Consider the following 23,282-nt stretch of genomic DNA (forward strand, 5'->3'; position numbering starts at 1 on the left):
CACCGCCCATTATAGCTTTGATCGATGGCAGCGCAGGGCAGCGGGGGCTGCAGGAAACGCTAAGCAGTCTGGATGCCGAAGGAATAGCAGCGCTGCGGATCGATGAAGATCATCTGTCCGCAGCGGCCGAAATGGCCCGGCAGATCGATTGGAGTCAGGATCCATGGCTGATGCCGATCGCGGCAGGAGACAGGATCGCACCGGGCACGGCAGCAGCCTACCGCAAGGCGATGTCTGATACGGAAGTCCATCTCATCTATGCCGATGACGATCTGCTGGACAAGGCGGGTCGGCGTGTCACGCCGCACTTCAAGCCGGACTGGAACAGTGAATTATTCCTTCATTTCGACTATTTGTCAGGCGCCTGTATCCTGCGGACCGCAGGGCAAGATATGGCAGCACTGGCTTCAACGGAGGATTGGGGGCGTGAGCTTGTACTTCGCGCGGTGGGGAAGGGTACGCCGCTGCATATCCGCAAAGTGCTGCATCATCGCCGGAGGCGTCCCAGCCCGAAGGCACCTGACCTCGCTCCCGTTCAGGCGCGGGATTTGCCGCCTGTCACCGTCATCGTGCCGACGCGCAATCGTCTAGACCTGCTAGAAACATGCCTCCGGGGCCTAACGGCGACGGATTATCCCGATATTGAGGTGATCGTGGTCGATAATGACAGCGACGATCCCGCGACGCTGGAATTTCTGTCTCAACTCGATCCCAGACGCCATCGCGTTCTGCGGCATGCAGGCCCGTTCAACTATTCTGCGATCAACAATCGCGCCGTCGCAGGGGCGCGAGGCCAGTTATTATGTCTGCTGAACAACGATATTGAGGTAATAGAGCCGGGCTGGCTTGCCACCATGGCTGCTCAGGCCTTGCGCGACGATGTCGGCGCGGTGGGCGCCCGGCTTCTCTATCCCGATGGTCGTATTCAGCATGCTGGGGTCGTGATCGGCATGGGCGGAGCGGCGGGACATGCCCATCGTTTCCTCCACCCGAAGGAGGAGGGCTATTTCCAGCGTCATGCGCTGCCGCAATTTGCCTCGGCTGTCACTGCCGCCTGCCTGGTAGTGAAGCGGGATCGCTTCCTCGCCGTCGGTGGGCTGGACGAGCGCCATTTCTCGGTGGCTTTCAATGATGTGGACTTGTGCCTGCGATTGAACCGAGAGGGCTGGCAGTCGCTTTATGAACCGCGAGCAACGTTGATTCACCATGAATCGGTGTCGCGCGGTTTTGATCGCGATCCCAGAGGAGCTGCTCGCTTTGCGGGAGAATTGGCAGCGCTCCAGCAGCGGTGGGGCACGCAAGAGGCCATCGATCCATTCCATCATCCTGAGCTGAGCCGTGCCAGTGAACGCTTTGTGATAAGGCTGTAGAGAGGCATGCTGTCCCAGCGCACAACCCGTTTCTCTGACCTGCTTGCCCTGCCGCAGGTGACCCTGTGCGCGGCGACATCGGTGAATGTGAAGGCGACGGTGCGGGCGCTGGAGGCAAGCTTGGCGCAAATTGATTTCGCGGCGTGCAAGCTGTTTACGGATGCGACTATTAAGCCTGACAATTCCGCCATTTCGGTTGTGCCAATCCCCCGGCTCACTTCCTCCGCCGCCTATTCGAAATTTCTCCTGTCGCAGATGGTCGATCATGTCGACACATCCCATTGCCTGATAATACAATGGGATGGCCATGTGCTCGATGCGGGGCGATGGCGCCCTGAATTTCTCAATTACGATTATATCGGGGCGAGGTGGCCGCAGTTCGATGACGGCCAGGATGTCGGCAATGGCGGCTTTTCCTTGCGCAGCCGGCGGTTGATGGAGGCATGTCGAGACCCGCAATTCGAGGCAACGCATCCCGAAGACGTCGCCATAGGGCGAACCAACCGCTATTGGCTGGAGGGGGGGGGAATGCGCTTTGCGCCGCCCGAGCTCGCGGACCTGTTCGCAATCGAACGTACCGGCGATCTGCAGACCAGCTTTGGCTACCATGGCGTATGGAACATGCCCCGCGCCATCGGAACTGATGCTTTCTGGCGGGTTTATTGCGAACTTGATGACCGTGGCACGGTAAGCCATGATTTTTCATGCATCCTGAACGATGTAAGGCATGGCCCACGTGGATCATTGCGCATGCTCCGGATGATCGCCGACCATATGAAACATCGCTTTAGCCGGGCAAAAGGTGATAAATGCCCTAATTCCTCCCAATTGTCCTACAGAAAGGCTTGATGGGCAGTGTCCAATCTTTTTCCCGGTATGCCGCTGATTGAGTCTCCGATTTTTCCTCAACTCAAGGCTGATTGGGGACTGAGTCCGGAGGAAGAGCGGATCGCCGATGATCTGCATGAGAAGGGCTTTGCCATCTTCGATTTTCCGGACAGCAATCTGGACGGCCGCATCGACCGCATTCGGCACCATCTGGGACCACGCTATGGTATCGATTTCGATACAGCGGGTAGCGACAAGACGGTCGGTGAGCGGCGTATTCAGGATGCGTGGCAATATGACGAGGATGTCCGCGCCATCGCCGCCAACTCAGCCGTGATTAATCTGCTGAGCAAGCTCTACGGCCGCAATGCCTTTCCATTTCAGACGCTGAATTTCCCGGTTGGTACGCAGCAGGCGGCGCATTCAGATTCCGTCCATTTTTCCAGTTTGCCTGAGCGTTTCATGTGCGGCGTGTGGCTGGCGCTGGAAGATATTGGGCCGGACTCAGGACCACTCTTTTACTATCCGGGTTCCCACCGGTGGCCGATAATGACCAATGTGCTGATCGGCCGCCGAGGTCACGGTAGCGATCTGATCTCTGCTCAGGATCCCTATGCTCTGGCTTGGCGTGCCTTATGCAACGCCCATGGCGCAAGGGAGGAGATCTTCCTAGCACGCAAGGGACAAGCACTTATCTGGTGCGCGAACCTGCTGCATGGCGGCAGCAGCCAGAACAACCCGACGCTGACCCGTTGGTCCCAAGTGACGCATTATTATTTCGATGACTGCATATACTATACGCCTGCGTTTTCGGATGAGGCGTTGGGAAAGCTAGATTTGCGGAACTTAGTGTCGATCAGCGATGGTGAACGCAGATCTAACCAATATTTGGGGGAGGAGGTTAAGGAAAAACCTTCGCTTGGCGTTGCTAACAATCCATCATTTAGAAAGCGGCTGAGAAATCTATTTAGGTAAATATAGTCATATACGAGATATAATTTAAATCAGGAAGCAATTATGAGCTTGGGTGGCAACATAAAAAGGGCAATATTCCGTACAAAACGCAGAAAAATCGAAAAGCGTCGGCGGCAATTCGAGCGAATTCAATCCATTATCGCTACTGATGAAAATCTCACGAATGGTTTGTTTGATGCCAAATGGTATGAAAAAAACAATCCAGATATTAGTGCTGATAACCAGAGCGCATTACAGCATTATTTGAATCATGGATATAAGGAAGGCCGCGACCCAGGGCCGAACTTTGACACGCGATTTTACACAACGAAGTACCCGGATGTTGGCGTATCTGGACTCAATCCACTTTTGCACTATGTCCTGCATGGACGTGCCGAGGGGCGCCAGTGCAAGAGGACCGGCCCTTATAATGCGGGGCAGCCCAGAGGCTTGCGTCACGTCATCGTCAAGGAACTGAACCTTGTTCCAGGCGATGATGCGGCGATCCTTGTCACCCATGCGCCGGCAGGCCGACTGAAGCCCCATGTGTTGCCTTATATCAAGCAACTTTCTGGCACCGGCTTATCTGTTCTGCTTGTCGTCGTTGCCGATCAGCCGCTGGAATTGTTCGACAAGGAAGTGAATGCCGCTTCTGGCATCATCGTGCGCGATAATGCCGGATATGATTTCGGCGCTTGGGCGCATGCCTTCCAACTTTTTCCCACGCTGTTTGGGGCAGGCCTGCTTGTGATGACGAATGACAGCGTCATTCCCACGGCCGATGCCGACATTTTCGGAGACATGATGACCCGCGTGCGCGCATGCCCCGCCGACATCGTGGCGCTGACGGCCAGCCACGAATATGGCTGGCATGTTCAAAGCTATTTCCTAGGTTTAAAACCCAAGGCGCTGAGCTCCTGGGGGTTCCAGCATTTTATCCGTGACCTTCGCAGGATCGATGACAAGGATGAGGTCATCCGCACCTATGAAGTGCCTTTCGCCTCCCAAATGCAGACCGCAGGCCTCACTGTTCAGGCATTATATGCGGGGTCCTTTTCAGCAAATCCCACCTTCTTCAGTTGGCGCGAACTTATCGAGCAGGGATTTCCGTTCATTAAGCTCCTGATGCTGCGTGACAAATTTGCGGAAGTCACCGATCAGCTCGACGTGCTCAAGGAAGTGCGCAAGCAATGGCCGCACGTCCTGAAGAAGGCAGGCTTCGACATAGAGCTCGTACGCGCGACGCTCCGGGCCGCCGAAATATCCTCGGTGCCCCCGGGACCTAATACCGATCTTCTCGTCAATGCGCGGCAGTTCGACGCCATAACCGGCGACCATCCGCTTCGTATCGCCTTCTTTGGGCCGTGGAATTATGAAAATGGCCTAGGCACGGCCAGCCGCGAGATGCTAAGTGCGATCCGACACACCGATGCGCGTGTAAACGCCTATCCGGTCGTCAAACCTTTTCATATCCATCGGCGGATATGCCCCCCTGTCGAAACGATCGATTTCAACGGCCGTCCCGACATTGCGATCGTCCATCTGAACCCAGATTCCTGGAACGTCCTGACCGACGAACAGCGCGCCATCATCAGGTCGGCGAAGCAGCGCATCGGATATTGGGTCTGGGAAACCGATACATTGCCGGCGGCTTGGCAGCAGGAGTTGCATTCGGTTGACCGGATTTGGGCGCCAAGCACCTATTGCGCAGATATCTTCTCCGCCGAAGTGGGCGTGCCGGTCGATGTTGTCCCCCATCCCGTGCGGGTGCCAGCGCGGATTGCATCCGATAGGGAAACCACGCTGCGCCGGTTCGGGATCGATCCGAGCCTGAAGGTGATTCTCTATATCTTCGATGGCGCGAGCTATCTTGTCCGCAAAAATCCCGATGGCCTCATCCGTGCCTTTGCGGCATCCGGCCTGGCGGAACAGAGCTGGACGCTGGTTCTCAAGACGAAGCATCTCCATGATCGACCTGAAGCGGGTGAGGCCCTGACCAAGCTTGCGGAGACAACGCCTGGTGTCCGCATTCTTGAAGTTTCCCTTTATTCCGACGAGGTCACCAGCCTGATGGCGGCGGCGGATATTTATGCCTCCCCTCATTGTTCCGAAGGGTTTGGTCTGACGGTTGCGGAGGCCATGGCAGTCGGTAAGCCTGTTGTTGCGACCGATTATGCAGGAACCAAGGATTTTATAGACGAGAAGTGCGGCTACCCCGTCCCGGCAAAAATTTGGATGCTCGATCAGAATTACGGCCATTATCTTGCCGGCCATAGCTGGGCGAAGGTAGACGAGGACGCCTTTGCTGCCGCGCTTGTGGAAGCGGCACAAGCCATCATGTCCGGTGATCATTCCATTGGTCATGCGGCAAAGGCGAATGTTGAGCGTCTCTTGTCCTACGAAGCCGTGGCAGAGGCCATCAAGGTGAGCATTTCCGGAGCGATCGAAAATTCAGCCGTTCCGCAAGGCATTACTCCGCAGTCGAGAAAAATAGCCGATCTTCCCCCTCCCCCCCCAATCGATCCTAATTTTTCATCTACGAAGAAATTCAGCGATTTTTCTCGGTCGGAGGGCCTTGTCCCCGTTCCGCTGGAAGACGATCTGTCTTGGGATGGAACCGCGATCCCGGAAGGTGATCCGAACGACTGGATCCTGTTTGCACCCCGTAATGCCCGAGTTTCTCCAGATGCGCGACATTTCGTCCTGAGTTCCTCGACGAACAGGCCAGATGTGTCGCTTTTTTACGCTGACGATGTTGCAGCGGGTGAAAACATGCTCAATCGGCTCAATCTCAAGCCCGATTTCAATCAAGCGCTGCTTGTCGCGCAAGATTATATTGGTGCGCCGATCGCGGTGCGGCGCAAGATGCTGACAAATGTCGGCGGGTTGGACCCAGCAAGGGGTACGGCTGTACTCTACGATCTGATATTGCGCGTTTCCGAAGCGGGGGGCACCATTTCACGGATCACGGAAGTCCTGATCGGCTATGAAGGTAAGCGCCCAGTTGCCGACATCGTGGCGCGCCGCGCTGCACTTACAGCATGTAAAGGGTTTAGCGATATCGTGCTTGTCGAAGGAGACGCACCCGGATTGCTGCTCCAGCGGCGGCGGTTTGTGGGTGAAGACTATCCTGCCGTGACAATCGTCATCCCCACACGGCGAACGCTTCGGCCGAAGTCAGTAGAATCTTATATCGAAGCTTTGCTGGCTAGCATTACACAGGCGGCATGGCCGATGGACCGGCTCACCGTAATCGTGGGGGACGATGTCGTAGGAGAGCCTGATTGGGCCAAGCAGTCATGGCCGTTCAAGCTAAGGCGGATCGAAACGCCGCGGGATCCCGGCGAACCGTTTAATTATTCCCGCAAGATGAACCGATTGTGGCGCGAAGCGACGGACGAGCAGATCATATTCCTAAATGATGATGCGGTCCCGACCACACCTGACTGGCTGTCCGCGCTTCTGAGTTTCGCGGTCGATGAAAGCGTCGGAGGCGTTGGCGCTCGCCTTTATTTTGATGACGGTAGTATCCAGCATGTCGGGATGTTCCCATCATTTCGCACAATCGTCCATGCTTGGCTTGGTTGGCCCGCCGAGGCGAAGACATATAATGATTGGGCTTTTGCGCAACGGGAATGGTCAGTTGTCACCGGCGCCGTTTTTGCAACCCGACTGTCGATTCTCAAGCAGATGAACGGTTTCGACGAACGCTTTAGCCTGGAATTCAACGACGTCGATCTGTGTCTGCGTATCCGCAACCTAGGGTACCGCATCGTCTATAATCCAGACGCGCAGTTCACCCACACCGAGAAGGCTTCACGTGGAGAAACCATCCCACCAGGCGCTGAAGTTGCGCTGTTCCTATCGCGCTGGGGGCAGTGGTTGGACAACGATCCCTCTTCCCACCCCAGCTTCTCAAGGGCGCGACTTGACCTTGTCGCTATGCCGACTGCGGGGGCTTGGTATTTGTGAGAAGGCATGACCTGCCCTCAGGATGGGCCGAGAATCGGGATTGCATTTCAAATTGATCACCTCTTCGTAGCAAAGTGACGAGTAAGTAAAGAGCGTTACATGGAAAACAATAACCTTGGGTTTCCTCCGAAAATAATCTGGATGTTGTGGCTTCAGGGTTGGGAGAATGCACCGCGAATAGCGCAAGCTTCCCGGATGAGCTGGCAGCGCCTCAATCCCAGCTGGACAGTGCAATGTCTCGACCTCCGCAGTCTCAAGCATTTCCTGCCGTCGAGCATAGTCGATGCGATCTTGTCTAAGCCGAAGGAAGCGGAGGCCATGAGTGATCAGATTCGACTGGAGCTATTGCATCGTTATGGGGGAGTATGGGCTGACGCGACCACAGTTTGCGCTAGGGGCCTCGACAGCTGGCTCTCCCAAATAATGCCGTTAGGGTTCTTCGCTTTCGCCCGCCCTGGCCCTGACCGGATGCTCTCGACTTGGTTCATCGCTGCAGAAAAGGGAACGTACATTATTGAGCGATGGCGTGAAGCGTCTTGGGCATATTGGTCTGAGAGGTCGGCGCGTGATGGCTACTTTTGGGTGCATACGCTGTTCGGTAATCTTTATGAAAGCGACCCGTCATTCCGCGAGCTTTGGGATCGGACACACCAAGTATCTGCCGTCCACCGCTTCCATTTTGGCCCGAATAGCCCGGATCTTCTTGCTACCGCTCCTGATAATATTGGCAGTGACTTGGCTAACCCGCCGGTTCCGGTGTTCAAACTCACCCATAAGCTCGACATGGTCCCCGATGCGAAGTCCTTATATTCGTGCATTTGCGAATTTGCTGAAGCGCTCCCCCCTTCTCCAAGTGTGTCAAAGCGTCAGCGTGTTCTGGTCAGCTGGTACGGGTCATTCCGGGGGCATGGGACGATTGGGGATCTGCGGTCGCTTGAGGCAGTTGTTTCCCATCTAGTTGGCAGAGGTCACGAGGTATTTCATGCAACTGCTGACCCAATCGACATATGCGGAGCAGTGCGAGTGGACTGGCAGGAGTTCGCGCCTGAGGCTTGTGATGCCGTTATATTCGTGTGTGGCCCCATCCTCTTGCACCATCCTGAAACAACGCCGTTCTTCGGAAGATTTTCAGAGTCCGAATTGATCGGGATCGGTGTCAGTCTGCTTCGTCCAGAGTATCCAAACTATTTCAACCCGTTCAAAAAGGTCTTCGCGCGACAGGGCGGCGAAAAGGCTTACGGCGATGTGGCAGCATCAGCCCCAAAGCCGATACGAACCCGCAGCTTAACCTGTTTCGGAGATGAGAAAGTCATAGGCCTCGCGTTGCGGGGCGAGCAGCATGAATATGGTGTCGATCTTTGTATGTGGCAGGAAGCCCGCCAGAAGTTTGAAGCGCTGACTGATGTTCTGGGTCAGCATAGGCCTCTGCGGGTTGTAGAAATCGAGAACCACTTAGTCCGTTCCGGGGTAACACCTGATGAAATTGAAGAGCAATATACCAATTGTGATCTAATTCTGACCACGCGCTTCCATGGAGCCGTTATGGCGCTGCGGCAGCGTGTGCCGTTCGTCGCACTTGATCATATTCAAGGCGGGGCAAAGGTCTATCCATTGCTTAACGGGCTGGGCTGGAACGATGTCTATAAAGCTGAGGACGTTGACGCTATTGATGTTATCAGGCGCGGCCTGTGGCTCCTCGAGTCTCCACAAAAATTGAGCCTTGTTAAAGCCATGGGGCGGCACGTCCGGGAAGCTAATCGAACCTTGGCACACTTAGATCATTGGCTCGACCGAGCGTAAAACGGCGTTACTATATGACAGCCATCACTCCTCGACATTTCCACCGATCAGTTCCGGCACGATGATGCAAGAGAGGGGCGCCCTTCAGCGTCCCTCTTGCAGCTTTCTTTTGCTTCGTATGCTGGACGGTAACCCGCGGAGCCAATCCTATTCCTTCAGCCCTTCGGTTTGTAACCATTCCGAAAATTCTTTTTGGAATGGGTTCGGAAAGGCGTCCTGCAAATCTTGACGATGGCGGTAGAGTAGCCGGTGCGACCGTTCGATAGGTGCGCCGTCTTCGAAATGACCAAAGGCCCAGTAGCGCTCGGGAATACCCAACGATGTGGCTTTTGAAATCTGCTGGCGATACCAGCGCCATAATTCATAAACAACAATTTGATCCCGAGCGTAGCGGCGTGTCATCGTGTCGCCCAATGGGCCTAATTTAGTAAAGTGCCAGAAACGCAGCAGTGCACCATTGGAGCAGACATTGCCGTCTTCGTTGATCGTGATGCGACGCTGATTCACATTCCAACTGGCGGTATTGTACCCCGGATCTTTCAAAATATGTACTCTATCGAAGAACACTGGCACATGGTCGCACCAACGCTGATCGACGAAAAGGCCGTTGGCTGGATCATCGTGGCAATAAACCTCTAGCCGGTCGCTCCACCATTTTGCGAACCGTACGCCTTCACCAGTTGTCCTGATTGCAACAAAGCCCAAATTGAAAATACCTGCCCACAAGGGGCAGATTTCGTTGTCGACGATCGCCATTGGGTCCGTTTCCGGCTCTAGCAGATGCGGCGTCAGCACAATGTCGTGCGCTTCAAGCAGCTCCAGCAGAGGCGTCAGCGGATTGAAAAGGCATGTATCGGGATCAAGGTAGATGACCGCGTCATAACCAAGCTGCGTCGCCTTGTAGAGATAGGGGCCCTTCACCGCAGTACAGATTTCGACGATATCATGCTTGAACAGCCAACCTTCAACACCCTCTATGCCTAGCTGGTCCTGCCACACGACTTCGTCGAATGGCTCGTCCTCCACATTGAAGGCGAAGCCCTTGGGTAGCTTATCGGTCATCAGTGCGACCAAATGCCAGTCAGGATGGAAACGCCGCACGCTTTGGAACAATACACGAGCACGATTAAGATAGCTGAAACTAAAACTCGTGAAGCATAGTGTTTTCATGGCTGATGCTCCAAGCACGTAACAGTCAGTTTACTATATGCTATATCAAAATGTCTCACATCTCTATGGGCGCGGGAAAGTTTCAGTATGTCGCCACTCTTGAATAGCTCTAGCAATTGTTTTTCATCATCTAACACGAGCCCGTTTCCTGTTTTTTCGGCGAGGTCACATACGTTACCCGCAGCCTTGTTAGTGAGGATCGCTGCGCCACCGGCCAATGCCTCATAGGCGATCAAGCAGAAGGTTTCGGGCCACAGCGACCAGATGAGCGCAACATCCAACTCCTCCAACTCAACCGCTTCGCGCATGCGGTCCGGCCGCGCTTCGTCGGCCTGTACGTCCCGCCAGGATATCGGCAATCCATTGCCACGGCCGCTGCCAATATGATGGAATTCGTAACGGCTATCTTGAGCAAGCGCGACCACCAGCTCTCTAAAGACTGGCCAGCCTTTATGATCGGCAGGATGGCCAAGATAGCCGATTTTGAGTGGCGTGTCCTTGCCCCCAACTTGTGCGGGCAGAATGGATCGCCTTTCCTGCAACGCGCAATGCTCGATCACCCTACTGGAATTGGGCTGCAAAGCTTCAGCCTTTTTCCAGATATCCAGCGCAGACTGTGAAGGCGCGATCAGGTTGATTGTAAATCTATCAAACAGTTTTGCGCATTCATCTCGATGAGAAAAATCTGCACGGGCGTATTCGCACAACTGCCAAGCCATGGTACCAATTCTAGGAATTCCGCTATATTCTACGTCATTACGCATTAACTTGTAGTTATTGTAAAGTGGTGCGAAATCATGAATCCAGAAATGACCAGACTGTGCGCCAGATGCTTCAAGGATTCCGATCACCTGTTCTACATTGTGCCCGAGTAGATTATGTACAGCAAAAGTTGGCTCGCTTTTGAAACGAGAGGCGCGCATGGCTTTGACCACGTCGCTGGATCGATAAGCGCCGATGGGTACGCCGTCTATCGTTGCGGCAACCAGAACATCCTCACCTGAGGTATCCATGAAAGCCAGAGGATAGACCGGGTGGAAGTTGAGCTGGAGGATATTCTGTTCCTGCAGCAATTTCAGTTCTCGACGCAGCAGCAACTGCACACCGCCGACATGGGTTTGGAAATCATCGTGTGAAAAAGACAGGATTACGCTCGCCCGATTCGCCATAGCCTTTGCTATGGCGGCGCATAGCGTGTCTGGCGTTTTGGTTTGTATGGGCTGGCGGCTAGCCTTGGCGATAGCAATTTGCTCGGCGACGGGTTGGAGCCTCGAGAGGATGTCATAGCGGAAGCCAAGCTCATGCTTGGACGTCCGACCTTCGGCTTTCCCACTCACTAGAAAATGGTAGAAAGGATTTACACCCGCGTCGCCTATGTCAGGATAAGTTTCCAAGTAATAGCGCGTTGAAAAGTTGAGCGAGGGATCGCGCCCTTCCATCCATCCTGAAATGGCATAATGCCAGACCGGATCGACTCCGGCATCCCTTATATCCGGATAGGAGGATAAGTAGAAATTGATGTCGAATGCTGATGCGATGACATCGTAGACATGTGGATCGACGCCATCACGGCACGGTTGCACGGCCTTGATCTTGTCGCCGGAATGCGCGCGGCCAAGATTCCTGCCAATAGACAGATAATGCCGGGCGGGATCTATGTTCGATATTTTTACATCGGCGTATTCATTAACATACCATTGTTCGTCAAAGATACCAGATTGTAAAAATGCTTCAACTTCCTCGTCACTCACCATTACCATCGCTTCCATATATTTATTATCCCGTTACCAAGAACGCCCTTCACGAAGCCCGTGGCGAACATAGTGGAGCAGCGGGTCATCACCTGATTCAGCCACGTCGGGGTTTTTCTCTAAATAGGATTCAGGATCGAACAGGTCTGACGCCTTGAGCAGATCCCTGCTGTATCGCCGGCGTGCGCTCGACAGCAGGAGGGCGCGAAGTCTCGGCTTTTTTTGCAAAAGAGTGGTTGCGTCCTGAAGCCATTCGGCCTGGCGCCTAACGATTTCGACTTGATGGCTGGCCTGTTCGGCTGCCTGAAGGCGTTGAGAAAGGGCGACTATCTCTGAGCGGTAGGCGTTCACACGGGATGCGATTTCCTCCAGTTCACGTACCCGTTCTTGCGCGCTCATGTGCAACGTGGCAAGTTGCGCCAGCTCGCTGTTCGCGCGTGTAGAGCGATATTGAATCTGGCGCAACTCGGCACTTTTATTCTCTAAATCGAGTAGCAGCCTTTCATTCTGGCGGGTCAATTGTCCATTGGCGGTTTCGGCGTCACTCGCGCGGCGCTGGGCGTTCGCCAGCGCGCCGACATCCGCTCTAACGCGCTCGTCAATTGCTGCAAACTGGGCGATTAGCTCTTCAACCTGCCTCGTTAGGCGCGTTTGTTCAGCGTCTGCCTTTTGGCGCAATTTTTCTTCGATTTCGGCCTTCGCCCAAGCTTGACTGGCCTCTTCTTGGCGTTGGCGCACGGCGCTGCTCAGCTTCGCAATCTCGGCTTCCATGCGATGATTGGCTTGCCTTAAACTATTGAACTCCTCGACGAATGTTGCGCGTGAATGGGCGGCATCGGTTGCTTCGCCTCGTAGCCTTCCAATTTCGTCGTGCGCTTGAGTTAAATCGGCACGTGACTGCGCCTCCTCGCGTTTCAGCCGCTCGATCTCGGCTAGTGCTTCTTCCAGCACTGTTCGCCCCTGCAATGTTTCGCCTTGCAATCGTTCGATCTCGCTGTGCATGCCCGCTAGGGTGGCGCGAGCCTGCGTGGCATCACTCTGTAACCGATCGACCTCCTCGCGCGCTTGGGTTAGATCCGTCCGCGCGTTTGCCCCCGCGCCAAAGCCGCCGTGCGAATGAACTCCCGTCGCGATAAGTCGGGCAAAGGAAGGGGAGGCAGCGTCAAATTCAGAGCGGATTAAGTCCAATCGAGCGAAGTCGTCAACGGACTGGACACCCCCCTCGCACCAGCGGTGTAAGATTGCGTAGACCTCACGCACCCAAGCTGGCGCTGCGTGGTTCAGCATGGTTGCGGTCGTTTCTCGCTCGTGTCGGGCATCCTCGATCAGGAAGGTTGATATCGCTGCTTCCACTCCGACCGAGCGGCCAGGGAAGTGCAGCCCGGTCTCTTGTTCGAAACCATCGATCACTCTACCCCAGTCCGCCAGCATTTGTTCGAATGTAAAAAAATAGCGGGGCAGGTCGCGCGTCGCCGCCTCTGCCTCCAGCACATGTCGGAGCCACAGCAGAAGTCCAAACCCCTGCTCCGATCCATCTCGGGTCGCAAGCGAATTGCTTACTTCGTAGGGGTTGCGCAGCGGAAAAGCGATGACCGGGCGCACGCCCAATCCTTTGATCGCCTTTAACCAAAGGAGAGCCAAGCGACAGATGCGTGGATCCTTCAGCACGAACAGTGGTGAATTGCCGTACTCGTCCTTTAGCACCTTTTGCGCTTCTGCTAGGAAAGCCGGACTGACTGCGGATTTTTCCCATCCTTTATTTAGCGGCGTCCAATCATCCCATTTGCTTCCCGCCGTTGCCAGAAGTCGCTCGTTTAGTGAAGTAACGGAGTTAGACTCCCAGTGACCAAGGTCATTTCCTTTGTCCGCAGGCATCAGGTTTTTGGGTAAATCGCACCCCAGTAAGCTCGCGACTCTGGCGAACGCGCTTGTCCCTGACCGGTGCATTCCTAGCACGATGACGGCCGTGCGCACCGATGCGCTCATGTCGGTGGAGGGCTGCTTTTGTCCGCTCAAGGTGTCGCTCTCTAATGAAATGAAAAATGAAGGGCGGCTGATCTAACGATTATAGCGAAAAACTAATCGCTGTTATTGAGGTGGACGGAACAGATCATGGGGGAGACGAACAACGCGCTGACGCCCTTGATATCATGCTCCCGTAAGACCTTCTTCTGCCTGGGGAGGGCGTTAGAATCTTCGACCAGCGCGCGCAAGGGGCGGCTGCGACATAGGTCAACTTGAGCCAGATTATAGCCGCTTGTGTCTTTCGTACGACATGTAGCGAAAACTTGTGCCGCTTCTCGTCCAAGGCTACAGCTCGTCTCGTATAAAGGGGCGGTGAAACCCCGATTATGATTTCGTATGATTCATTGGATTCTAAGCATCGTGACGACAATTCGTTCTGACGAAGATTTGAAGGCCGTCTTGAAAGGCAAGAAATTTGTCGAAGGTGATTGCGGATGGCTATTCCTAACCAGTGACGGTAATGACCAACTTTCTCAGCAGTTTGGTTTCCAGAAATGGAATGATGAGGAAGAAGCACGTGCCAATAAGGTTGTAGCAGATCGTATAAAAATTATTCCGTCATATAAGAAGTTTCTCGTGCCGGAGAAAAGCATCCTGTACCGAGAATATTTACCAATGCTTCTAAAAAATTTAGAAGACTATAAGGGTAGGCCTTGCCTACAGCTACAGGGTGCTGTTTATCTTATTGACTGCCTAGAGAAAGCCAAACCGATGGGGAGTCTTTATCCCCGTGGCGACACTCATCCTAATTGGATGGGATCGTACTTTCTCTATGCGGAAATTTGTCGGCAACTGAACATTGTGCCCCTGCACCTTAAACAGTTCGTGCAGACGCTGGCCGGCTTTGACGGCGACCTTGTCGCCCATATGACGGATGAAGAGCGGCAGGATTACTTGGATCGTGTCCATCATTTCGCGTTTACTCTGGACAGCGTTGTTCAGTTGCAGGTTATCGTACCGCGTGCTGTCTGCATCGGCGATGATGGGTATGATAAGTTTTCGAGGCAGAGCTTCGTGTATGAGCATGAAAATAAGGAACTACCCAAGGCGGTGGTCTTTCGAGATTCCACCTGCCAGTTTATGGTTCCTTGGCTAGCCGAGCATTTTTCACGATCCGTCTTCATCTGGCATCGGGGCGACGTCATTGCGGAGGTTATCGAACGTGAAAAACCTGATATTGTCTTTCAGATCATGGCCGAGCGTTTTGTCTGGCGCTATCCCGCCCGTGCCAGCCTGAGCTAACCAATTCGTCTAAAGAATCGAAATGATAGCCGCCGAAGCCCTACACCTTAAGATGGCACATCAGTTTTAGCAGTAAATTGTAATTAGATTGGTCACAAGAGCAATAGATTCCACAAAATCAATGCCTCTTTCCGCTATGCACCCCTGCTTTTCTTGATCAATTCTACTGACAAAATTAAGTGTTTAGCTATCAATCCACAGGCGATGAAGCGGGTTGTCAATCTGTCCTATCCGTTACAACTTTGCCAATGTTTCCAGCGCCGCGGCCTCACCGCGACTGTCGTAGAAGCCGATCGACCCTTTAGCGAAATAGTGACTCACAACGCTCAGGCGTGCTCGGTCTAAGTCTAGTCGCGGACTGCCACCATGAATCAGATTTTCGTGCCACACCAAGATCTGCCCGGCCTTAGGGCGGTAGATCAACCGTTGATACCCTTCTTGCTCGATTAGATCGTGGATAGCGGCGTCGAACTTATAGTAATGTGAGTAATCGTCGTTTTCGATCTTTTTTAAGTTCAAATCGCGCGCTCGAATGCTGCCCGACCGATGGCTGCCGGGGTAGACGAACAACTCGCCCGAGTTTTCTTCCACATCCTGAAGCGCTACCCATACGCCGCACATGAAGCCCGAAGGATAGGGGGTAAGGTGAATGGAATCCTGATGCGCCCCTTGTTCGCTACCATTAACATAGGTAAGTGTTTGGCAAGCGCAGGCAGTGTCCTTGAAATAATTTTCCAGGAAATTAATGACCGGGGGGTACAGCCACACAGCACGAGCGGACGAGAGTTTTTGGTGCGCACCATGTATGCGGTCGCTTGATCCGACGCGATAAGTTAGCTCACCTGTTTCGATTGCCTCATTAAGTTCGGTTTTGAAGCTTTGAACCAATTCGACGGGCAGCTGTTCATGCAGCACGCAAAAGCCCCACTTCAAGAGGTGGCGTTGCGCATGATCGGCGTCCGGAGCAGGTTCCAGGCTCATCGGAATGTTATCACCGTCGACTTCGTTGAACCATGCGCGCGCCGTGCCGCTGTCGAAGGGAAACAGGCTGCTGTCGATGATGCGGCCAACCAGCAGAGGTGTGCCGTGATCGCGCAGATCCTGTGCGACCTGATGGGCTAGCGGTGTGTCGTTACGCAGGTTGAGCAATGGAAAAGAGAAATCGATATGTGATCCATTTGGCTGGACCAATGTGGCTGTAACGCTTTGCAGCCCGTTCGGTGCGAGATGCGAAACCAGATGAAATTCAATCTGGCGACTTTGTTCCTCCTGCGGCCACAGCGCCTCGTCCGCAGGCAGGCGATGTTCTTCACCGCCAAGATGGAGAAACAAAATGCTCTCATCGGAAACAGCGCCCGGAATGACGCCATGGAAGGACAGCAGTCCAAAACCATCCCTTGACACGTTGGCTCGGTTTCTTACTTGCAACGGGATCGTGGCTCTCGTTTCAGATGAAAATTCGGTAGCCATAAATTCAACCTCAAATTCTTGGACGAGCGTGGCGTAAACGGTCGGAGAAGCTGTACGCAAGTGAAAACTGGACGCTTGAACGTTTTACGATAGCCTTTGCTGGCGTTAGCATTCACCAACTTCAATGGATTTTCTTTGCACATTGTAAGGTCAGGGTTAGAGACGATCATATAGATCGATCGCCTTTTCAACATCATCTATTATGATTGCTTGACCTTTATTGATGATAATAGCTTTGTTGCAAAAGGATCGAATAAAATCCGGACTGTGTGAGGCTATCAACATCGATCGATCTTGGCGCTTTTCGAACATCTCTGCCTGACACTTGCGTTGGAAGCTCTGATCGCCAACCAAAATAATTTCATCGATGAGATAACAGTCAAACTCGATGGCTAGTGATAATGCGAAGGCTAGGCGCGCGCGCATGCCTGAAGAATAAGTTTTGACAGGCATGTTCAATTGCTTGCCGAGCTCGGTGAAATCCTCAACGAACCGTCGGATGTCCGCATATTCGCGCTGATAGATGCGCGCAATAAACCGGGCATTGTCCAAGCCTGTCAAGCTGCCCTGAAATCCTCCGGCAAATCCCAGCGGCCAAGATACCGACATGTTACGGATGATCTTGCCCGAGGTCGGCATTTCGACCCCCCCGATCAATTTGATCAGCGTGCTTTTCCCGGCACCGTTGCGGCCAAGAAGGCCGATCCGGTCACCACGGTCAATGACTAGGTTGACTCCGTTTAAAACCTGCTTGTGCCTGCTGCCATGGGAGTAGGATTTGGTAATGTCGCTGCAAATAATCATTCGACGGTTAGCTTGCGGCGCACACGGCGGCAGAGGATGAGTCCAATTAAGGTCGCGATTGCCGAGCAGAGGATGGGATTCCAGATATTATAGTAGGCTGTCACCTGATCCCCCCAGATCCCCTTCCGCATCATTTCCATGCCATTTACAAATGGAGAGAACAGCAAAAATTCCCGGGCACCAGGGGTCGTCCAGGACACCATGTAGAACAGACCGGAAAAAGGGATCATGATATAGGTCGTAACAGGAATGAATTTTTCCATCGCCTCGGACACTTCCGAAAGCGGGGCGATGATGAGGCACACGGAGAAGCAAAAAAAGGCATAAAGCAACCAGCCCGCGATCAGGAGACCCAGGTCGGCGGGGATGGGGAATTCGCCGAAACCGATTAGAACGGTCGCCATGAAGAGATAAGCCATCATGCCGCCGAGTAATTCGATGATGAACCGGGACAAGATGAAATCGACAATTTTGATCTGCCGGTGATAAAGCAGGCTCTGGTTGACTGTGAAGACGGCAACGCTGCGCGTTACGCCATGTCGGAACAACGTGATGGGGATATAGCCTGTGGCGACGAATGCGATTACGCCAACACCATGTTCGGTAGGGCCGTGCGTGAAATGCCAGACTAGCCCTACCAACCCGGCGAATAGCAGGGGCTCCACCATGATCCAGAGGAAGCCGATATTTTCCCGTCCGAAGCGAGTTATCAGCTCGCGGATCATCAAGGCATGAATGACGCGAACCTGCACGGCCCAGCTATTGCGCAGTAGATGTAAGCTGCTTTTCGCCATGATCAATCTTCCGGAGCATGCTCAAGTACGCCGATCATGAACATCCAGGCGATGAAATAGAGGCACACGGATGCAGCGAACACCACGAGGATGTTAATAAAGCGCTTGGGGAGCAAGGGTGTGTCAGGTGTGTTCGGATCGACCACACGTTCCAAATAAAATTGCTGGCGCAGCGCTTCGGCGCGTGCCTGGACCAAGGCAGCATTGGCCGCGGTCAGGCTTTCGGTCGCAAATTTCTCCTCCACCAGCAGATCTTCATAGCCGCCCATCTTCGATGCAATGCCGCTGCCAGTGCCAACTACCCGGCTGTTTTGTGACGCGATCTGCACGGAAATCGCTCCGATGCGATTACGCAGCGCTGGAATGGAGGGGTTGTTGGGAGTGAGGCGCTGCATTAGGTCTAGCTGCGCTTGGAGCGCGGCCCGTTCCGCAATCATCGTGTTGGCGATTTCTAGCACGCCGCCAGCCTGTTTAGTCGGATCGATCAGCGCCTGGGCGTTGCGATACTGTGCCAGCGCTATCCGGGCATTCCTAGCTCGCTGGGTTGCGAGTTCGACCTGCTTCTGAGCCTCGGCAATGCCCTTGCTTTGCGCGCGGGTGTTGAGCCGGTTGACCAGCCCTTCGCTCAGATCGAGTAACTGTCGGTTGATGACATAGGCGTCTTGCGGGGTGAATGCCTCGACCTTAATGATCGCAGTGCCCGCTTCGGTGTCCATGCGCGCATCAACACGTTTGCCATAATATTTGAACAGGCTTTCAAAGCTGTTGTCGGCAAATGGCTGGGGGAAGCGACTTAAGAAATCCGCCTCTGGATTCGAAAATTTGTCGCGAACGTGGACCGTCTTCTCCAGCGCCTTGAGCGCGTCGCGGGAGCGGACATAAGTGAGCACCTCGTTCGTCTGTTCCTGTCCACCCGACAAGCCGGTTGTCTGCACCAAGTTGGCTAGCGTCGACATCTGCGAGCGCTTCTGGTCCGGACTCTTGATGACGAAGCGGGACTCCGAGACGTAAACGTCAGATGCGATCAAGCCGTAATAAAGCGCCGCCAGAAGGGTGGGCAGCACAACCATCAGCAGGAACCATCGCCGCTTCTTAAGCCAATGGACTACGGCGGAATGCTGAACGGGGGCTTCGGCCTCAATCGGGAACGAGGGATTGACGTTCATAAAATATCTTTGCAGCGTCTCGAGGGAACTAAATCAGCCTTGCGCTAGGCCAACATGGGGCGGCGCGCAAGGTCAAGCGCGTTTCGCTGACGCAATCGCGAGAGGAACTATTGTCCATTGCCGAATCCCGATGCTAAGGCGTGCGCCCATCGAGCCCGCAAGCCTTCGAGTTCATTAGCGATGCAAGTCAAGAATAGCGTTTATCTAGCCCTGCTCGCCGGACTTGCGGGATGCGCTACGCTGCCGTCCAGCGGCCCTACAGGGGGGCAGATTGAGAAATCCGCTGCCGCTCCCAAGGATGGAACGGCCCCGATCGAGGTGGTTCCGATCCACACGGTCGCGGATGTGCCGGGGGCAAGTGCGGTGGCAACCGCCTTGCTGCCCGATTTGACGCCGCCGCCGACTGACATGATCGGCCCAGGCGATGTGTTGGACATTAATATATATGAAGCGGGGGTCACCCTCTTCTCGGGCGCCGGAGGTGGCGGTGGGGGGATGAGCCAGATTGTCGCCAATCCCGGCGTGCAAGTGCAGAAGCTGCCGCCGACGCGGGTCGATGACCTGGGTGACATCACCATTCCCTATGCCGGCACGCTTCATGTGGCGGGGATCACGACTGGTGAGATCGAGGCGATGATCCGCAATTCGCTAGCACGGCTGTCACAGAACCCGCAAGTGATCGTCACGCTGAACCAGGCCATCACTAATTCGATCATCGTTGGTGGTGAGGTAGCCAAGCCGGGCCGGCTCGTGCTGCAGACTAACCGGGAAACCCTTTCCGATGCCATCGCGCTTGCCGGCGGCTACCGCGGCAATGCAAAGGATCTGCTGCTGCGGATCGTGCGGGGCGAGCAGAGCGTTGACGTGCGCATCAACGACCTTGTCGATAATCCCAGGCTCGACGTGCGGGCCTATCCCGGCGACCGGCTGATGTTGATCAACAATCCCCGAACCTATTCCGTGCTGGGCGCTCCGGGACGGGTAGAGGAGGTTCCTTTCAGCCGTTCAACGGTATCGCTGGCGGAGGCGGTTGCTAATGCGGGCGGCGTTAATCCTGGTGTCGGCAATCCGGCGGCGATCTTCGTGTTCCGCTATGTCCGTGATGAGCAGGGCAATGAGGTGCCGAAGGTCTATCACCTCAACATGATGAAAACCGGTTCCTATTTCCTCGCCCAGCGTTTCGCAATGCGGGACAAGGACGTGCTTTACTTTGGCAATGCGGCGGCAAACCAGCCCAGCAAACTCATTCAGTTGATTAGCCAGCTGTTTTCTCCGATCTTAACGGTCACTGCAGCGGTGCAGACGGTGAAAAACAGCAACTAAGGCTTTTGAGGGGCGACCCCACAATGGTCGCCCGCTTCTCTGTTTGAAAGTGGGATGATGGAGATCAAATCCTTCGATATCGTCGGCCTTAAGCTGCTCACCCCACGCCATATTGGGGATGAGCGGGGCTATTTCGCGGAAACCTTTCGAGCCGATTTGTTCTCCGCGCATTGCGGCAATTGGACCTTCGTCCAGGACAATGAATCCCGCAGCGTCCGCCAGGGCACCATCCGCGGCCTGCATTTCCAGACCGAACCGCACACGCAGGGCAAGCTCGTCCGCTGCACCGCCGGCGCCCTGTTTGATGTCGCCGTCGATATCCGCCAAGGTTCTCCCACCTACGGCCAGTGGGTGGCGGAGACGCTCACCCCGGACAATGGCAAGCAGCTTTGGATCCCGCCGGGTTTTGCCCATGGCTTCTGCTCGATCGAGCCTGACACGGTCATCTGCTACAAGGTGACCAGTTATTACAGTGCCGAATGTGACAAGGGGCTGCGCTGGGATGATCCGGCGATCGGCATCGATTGGCCCAATGTGGCTGATCCCAATACACTGTCGCCGAAGGATCTGCAGCAGCCGCTGCTCGCCGACTTACCGGACTATTTTACTTGGGGGTAATGATCGTATGCGCGTGATCGTTACGGGAGGCGCCGGTTTCATCGGCTCAGCCCTCGTCCGCTATCTGGTGCTGGAAAAGGGCTATGAAGTCCTGACCATAGACGCTCTGACCTATGCCGGGTGCGAGGCTTCGCTGAAGGCCGTGGAAGGCAAGGCTAATCACCGCTTCCTCAAGGCCGACATCTGCGATCGCGCGGCGATGGACGAGGCGATCAATGGCTTCCAGCCCGACCGCATCATGCACCTGGCGGCGGAAAGCCACGTCGATCGCTCGATCACCGGCGCGGCCGACTTCATCCAGACCAATGTCGTAGGCACCTTCACCCTGCTGGAGGCGGCACGCGGTTATTGGAACGGGCTTGCCAAAGAAGCCAAGAACGCTTTCCGCTTCCTCCACGTCTCGACCGACGAGGTCTATGGCTCGCTGGGTGATGAGGGGCTGTTCGAGGAAAGCACGCCGTACGACCCCAGTTCGCCCTACTCGGCGTCCAAGGCGGCGTCCGACCATCTCGCCAAGGCTTGGCAGCGCACTTATGGGTTGCCGGTGGTGGTGTCGAACTGTTCGAACAATTACGGTCCCTATCACTTCCCCGAAAAGCTGATCCCGCTCACCATCCTAAACGCGCTCGCGGGCCGCGCGCTGCCGGTTTATGGCAAGGGCGAGAATGTGCGCGACTGGCTTTATGTCGACGACCATGCCCGCGCACTCGACCTCATCATCGAGAAGGGCGTGCCCGGCGAGACCTATAATGTTGGGGGCCGTAACGAACGACGCAACATCGACGTTGTACGCCGGATCTGCGCGGTGCTGGATGAGTTGATGCCCGCCGCCGCGCCGCGCGAAGGGCTGATCGAGTTCGTCACGGATCGGCCTGGCCATGATGCTCGCTACGCTATCGATGCGACCAGGCTGGAGACCGAGCTGGGCTGGCGCGCGCAGGAGAATTTCGACAGCGGCATCGAGAAGACGGTGCGCTGGTATCTTGAAAATGAGTGGTGGTGGCGGCCGCTCCGCGATCGTTATGACGGCCAGAGGCTGGGGCTGAACGCCGCGCCTGCGCCTGCCGGAGTGGCTGCGTGAGGATTGCCGTCACCGGCAAGACAGGGCAGGTCGTCACCAGCTTGATCGAGCGTGGCGGGGCCGCTGGACATGAAGTGGTCGCGCTAGGTCGGCCCGAGCTGGACTTAGCTGATCCGGCTTCGGTGCTGCGCGCGTTGGAGGGTGCGGCGCCTGACGTTATCGTCTCGGCCGCCGCTTATACCGCCGTCGACAAGGCGGAGAGTGAAAGCGAGTTCGCCCATGCGGTAAACGGTGCGGGCGTCGGCGCAGTGGCAGAGGCGGCAAAGGCGCTGGGCGTGCCGCTGGTCCATGTTTCGACCGATTATGTTTTCGAGGGCACGCTGGACCGGCCCTATCTGGAGACCGACCCCACCGGGCCGACGGGCGTCTATGGCGCGTCGAAGCTGGCGGGTGAGCAGGCGGTGCTGGCTGCCCATGGCGACAACAGCGCGGTACTGCGCGTGGCATGGGTTTATAGCCCCTTCGGCGCGAATTTCGTGAAGACGATGCTGCGTCTCGCGGGCGACCGAGATGAGGTGTCCGTCGTTGCCGACCAGCTCGGCAATCCGACTAGCGCGCTCGACATCGCTGATGGCATCCTTCATGTCGCTACCAATATGGTAGCCAATAGCTATCCGGAATTGCGCGGCGTCTTCCACATGACGGCTAAAGGTGAAGCCAGCTGGGCCGACTTTGCGGAGGCGATCTTCGCCGCTTCCGCCGTGCACAGCGGACCTAGGGCGCAGGTGAAGCGGATAACCACCGCCGACTATCCGACCCCTGCCAAGCGGCCAGCCAATTCACGGCTCGACTGCGGCCTGATCGCGAAAGTCCATGGCGTGGCTCTGCCGGATTGGCACCAATCACTGGACCGCGTGATTGCCCGCCTGCATTCCGCAGCAGCCTGAACTGACACCTAAAGGAAGCGACGACAC

17 protein-coding genes are annotated in these 23,282 nt (G+C 55.3%); 10 read left to right on the top strand and 7 right to left on the bottom strand.

Annotated elements, in window-relative coordinates:
* Nucleotides 1-17 precede the first annotated feature (17 nt).
* The 5 genes from ACYU8T_RS17175 (at nt 18) to ACYU8T_RS17195 (ending at nt 8,924) form a co-directional block, all read left to right on the top strand.
* Complete coding sequence (locus tag ACYU8T_RS17175) at nt 18-1,370, top strand: glycosyltransferase family 2 protein (protein ID WP_461160441.1); 1,353 nt, start codon at nt 18-20, stop codon at nt 1,368-1,370.
* A gap of 6 nt (nt 1,371-1,376) precedes the next feature.
* Entirely contained in the window at nt 1,377-2,219 is an 843-nt protein-coding gene (locus tag ACYU8T_RS17180; protein ID WP_461160442.1) for a DUF5672 family protein, read from the top strand.
* A gap of 6 nt (nt 2,220-2,225) precedes the next feature.
* Nucleotides 2,226-3,173, top strand: a complete 948-nt coding sequence (locus tag ACYU8T_RS17185; protein WP_461160443.1) for a phytanoyl-CoA dioxygenase family protein — start codon at nt 2,226-2,228, stop codon at nt 3,171-3,173.
* 42 nt (nt 3,174-3,215) lie between these two features.
* Entirely contained in the window at nt 3,216-7,124 is a 3,909-nt protein-coding gene (locus ACYU8T_RS17190; RefSeq protein WP_461160444.1) for a glycosyltransferase, read from the top strand.
* 99 nt (nt 7,125-7,223) lie between these two features.
* Nucleotides 7,224-8,924 carry a capsular polysaccharide synthesis protein gene (locus tag ACYU8T_RS17195; RefSeq protein ID WP_461160445.1) on the top strand — a complete coding sequence of 567 codons (1,701 nt, stop codon included), beginning with the start codon at nt 7,224-7,226 and terminating at the stop codon, nt 8,922-8,924.
* A 147-nt stretch (nt 8,925-9,071) separates the two neighbouring features.
* On the opposite strand, the gene ACYU8T_RS17200 is transcribed toward ACYU8T_RS17195, so the two are convergent.
* From ACYU8T_RS17200 to ACYU8T_RS17210, 3 genes are read right to left on the bottom strand one after another with little or no spacing between them, the layout of a single operon-like run.
* Nucleotides 9,072-10,094: a hypothetical protein gene (locus ACYU8T_RS17200; protein WP_461160446.1), complete on the bottom strand. Its 1,023-nt coding sequence runs from the start codon at nt 10,092-10,094 to the stop codon at nt 9,072-9,074.
* Nucleotides 10,091-11,863, bottom strand: coding sequence for a glycosyltransferase family protein (locus ACYU8T_RS17205; protein ID WP_461160447.1), 1,773 nt, complete (start codon nt 11,861-11,863; stop codon nt 10,091-10,093). Before ACYU8T_RS17205 ends, ACYU8T_RS17200 begins: the two co-directional genes overlap by 4 nt.
* Nucleotides 11,864-11,878: 15 nt before the next feature.
* Nucleotides 11,879-13,861: a sulfotransferase family protein gene (locus ACYU8T_RS17210; protein WP_461160448.1), complete on the bottom strand. Its 1,983-nt coding sequence runs from the start codon at nt 13,859-13,861 to the stop codon at nt 11,879-11,881.
* Nucleotides 13,862-14,230: 369 nt separating this feature from the next.
* Between ACYU8T_RS17210 and ACYU8T_RS17215 the strand changes: the two genes are divergently transcribed.
* A complete protein-coding gene (locus ACYU8T_RS17215; RefSeq protein WP_461160449.1) occupies nt 14,231-15,112 on the top strand; it encodes a hypothetical protein in 882 nt (293 codons plus the stop codon).
* A gap of 234 nt (nt 15,113-15,346) precedes the next feature.
* On the opposite strand, the gene ACYU8T_RS17220 is transcribed toward ACYU8T_RS17215, so the two are convergent.
* From ACYU8T_RS17220 to ACYU8T_RS17235, 4 genes are all read right to left on the bottom strand, one after another.
* Entirely contained in the window at nt 15,347-16,642 is a 1,296-nt protein-coding gene (locus tag ACYU8T_RS17220) for a phytanoyl-CoA dioxygenase family protein (protein WP_461160450.1), read from the bottom strand.
* A 96-nt stretch (nt 16,643-16,738) separates the two neighbouring features.
* On the bottom strand, nt 16,739-17,386 hold the full coding sequence (locus ACYU8T_RS17225) for an ABC transporter ATP-binding protein (protein ID WP_461160451.1): 648 nt from the start codon (nt 17,384-17,386) through the stop codon (nt 16,739-16,741).
* Complete coding sequence (locus ACYU8T_RS17230; RefSeq protein ID WP_461160452.1) at nt 17,383-18,180, bottom strand: ABC transporter permease; 798 nt, start codon at nt 18,178-18,180, stop codon at nt 17,383-17,385. Before ACYU8T_RS17230 ends, ACYU8T_RS17225 begins: the two co-directional genes overlap by 4 nt.
* A gap of 2 nt (nt 18,181-18,182) precedes the next feature.
* A complete protein-coding gene (locus tag ACYU8T_RS17235) occupies nt 18,183-19,346 on the bottom strand; it encodes a capsule biosynthesis protein (protein ID WP_461160453.1) in 1,164 nt (387 codons plus the stop codon).
* A gap of 180 nt (nt 19,347-19,526) precedes the next feature.
* Between ACYU8T_RS17235 and ACYU8T_RS17240 the strand changes: the two genes are divergently transcribed.
* Genes ACYU8T_RS17240 through rfbD form a run of 4 tightly spaced genes read left to right on the top strand, consistent with a single transcriptional unit; the run spans nt 19,527 to nt 23,255 of the window.
* Nucleotides 19,527-20,669, top strand: a complete 1,143-nt coding sequence (locus ACYU8T_RS17240) for a polysaccharide biosynthesis/export family protein (protein ID WP_461160454.1) — start codon at nt 19,527-19,529, stop codon at nt 20,667-20,669.
* Nucleotides 20,670-20,726: 57 nt separating this feature from the next.
* A complete protein-coding gene (rfbC, locus tag ACYU8T_RS17245; protein ID WP_461160455.1) occupies nt 20,727-21,287 on the top strand; it encodes a dTDP-4-dehydrorhamnose 3,5-epimerase in 561 nt (186 codons plus the stop codon).
* A gap of 7 nt (nt 21,288-21,294) precedes the next feature.
* Nucleotides 21,295-22,368, top strand: coding sequence for a dTDP-glucose 4,6-dehydratase (rfbB, locus tag ACYU8T_RS17250; RefSeq protein ID WP_461160456.1), 1,074 nt, complete (start codon nt 21,295-21,297; stop codon nt 22,366-22,368).
* A complete protein-coding gene (gene rfbD / locus ACYU8T_RS17255) occupies nt 22,365-23,255 on the top strand; it encodes a dTDP-4-dehydrorhamnose reductase (protein WP_461160457.1) in 891 nt (296 codons plus the stop codon). The genes rfbB and rfbD overlap by 4 nt, the downstream gene beginning before the upstream one ends.
* Nucleotides 23,256-23,282: the final 27 nt, after the last annotated feature.

This window comes from Sphingobium sp. TomMM35A (assembly GCF_054771735.1).

What these genes read in the sequence shown, in the direction of transcription:
- ACYU8T_RS17195 (WP_461160445.1), top strand. Translation starts at nt 7,224, where the DNA reads ATGGAAAACAATAACCTTGGGTTTCCTCCGAAAATAATCTGGATGTTG.
- rfbC (WP_461160455.1), top strand. Translation starts at nt 20,727, where the DNA reads ATGGAGATCAAATCCTTCGATATCGTCGGCCTTAAGCTGCTCACCCCA.
- ACYU8T_RS17225 (WP_461160451.1), bottom strand. Translation starts at nt 17,386, where the DNA reads ATGATTATTTGCAGCGACATTACCAAATCCTACTCCCATGGCAGCAGG.
- ACYU8T_RS17200 (WP_461160446.1), bottom strand. Translation starts at nt 10,094, where the DNA reads ATGAAAACACTATGCTTCACGAGTTTTAGTTTCAGCTATCTTAATCGT.
- ACYU8T_RS17205 (WP_461160447.1), bottom strand. Translation starts at nt 11,863, where the DNA reads ATGGAAGCGATGGTAATGGTGAGTGACGAGGAAGTTGAAGCATTTTTA.
- ACYU8T_RS17235 (WP_461160453.1), bottom strand. Translation starts at nt 19,346, where the DNA reads ATGAACGTCAATCCCTCGTTCCCGATTGAGGCCGAAGCCCCCGTTCAG.
- ACYU8T_RS17230 (WP_461160452.1), bottom strand. Translation starts at nt 18,180, where the DNA reads ATGGCGAAAAGCAGCTTACATCTACTGCGCAATAGCTGGGCCGTGCAG.
- ACYU8T_RS17240 (WP_461160454.1), top strand. Translation starts at nt 19,527, where the DNA reads ATGCAAGTCAAGAATAGCGTTTATCTAGCCCTGCTCGCCGGACTTGCG.
- ACYU8T_RS17190 (WP_461160444.1), top strand. Translation starts at nt 3,216, where the DNA reads ATGAGCTTGGGTGGCAACATAAAAAGGGCAATATTCCGTACAAAACGC.
- ACYU8T_RS17180 (WP_461160442.1), top strand. Translation starts at nt 1,377, where the DNA reads ATGCTGTCCCAGCGCACAACCCGTTTCTCTGACCTGCTTGCCCTGCCG.
- rfbB (WP_461160456.1), top strand. Translation starts at nt 21,295, where the DNA reads ATGCGCGTGATCGTTACGGGAGGCGCCGGTTTCATCGGCTCAGCCCTC.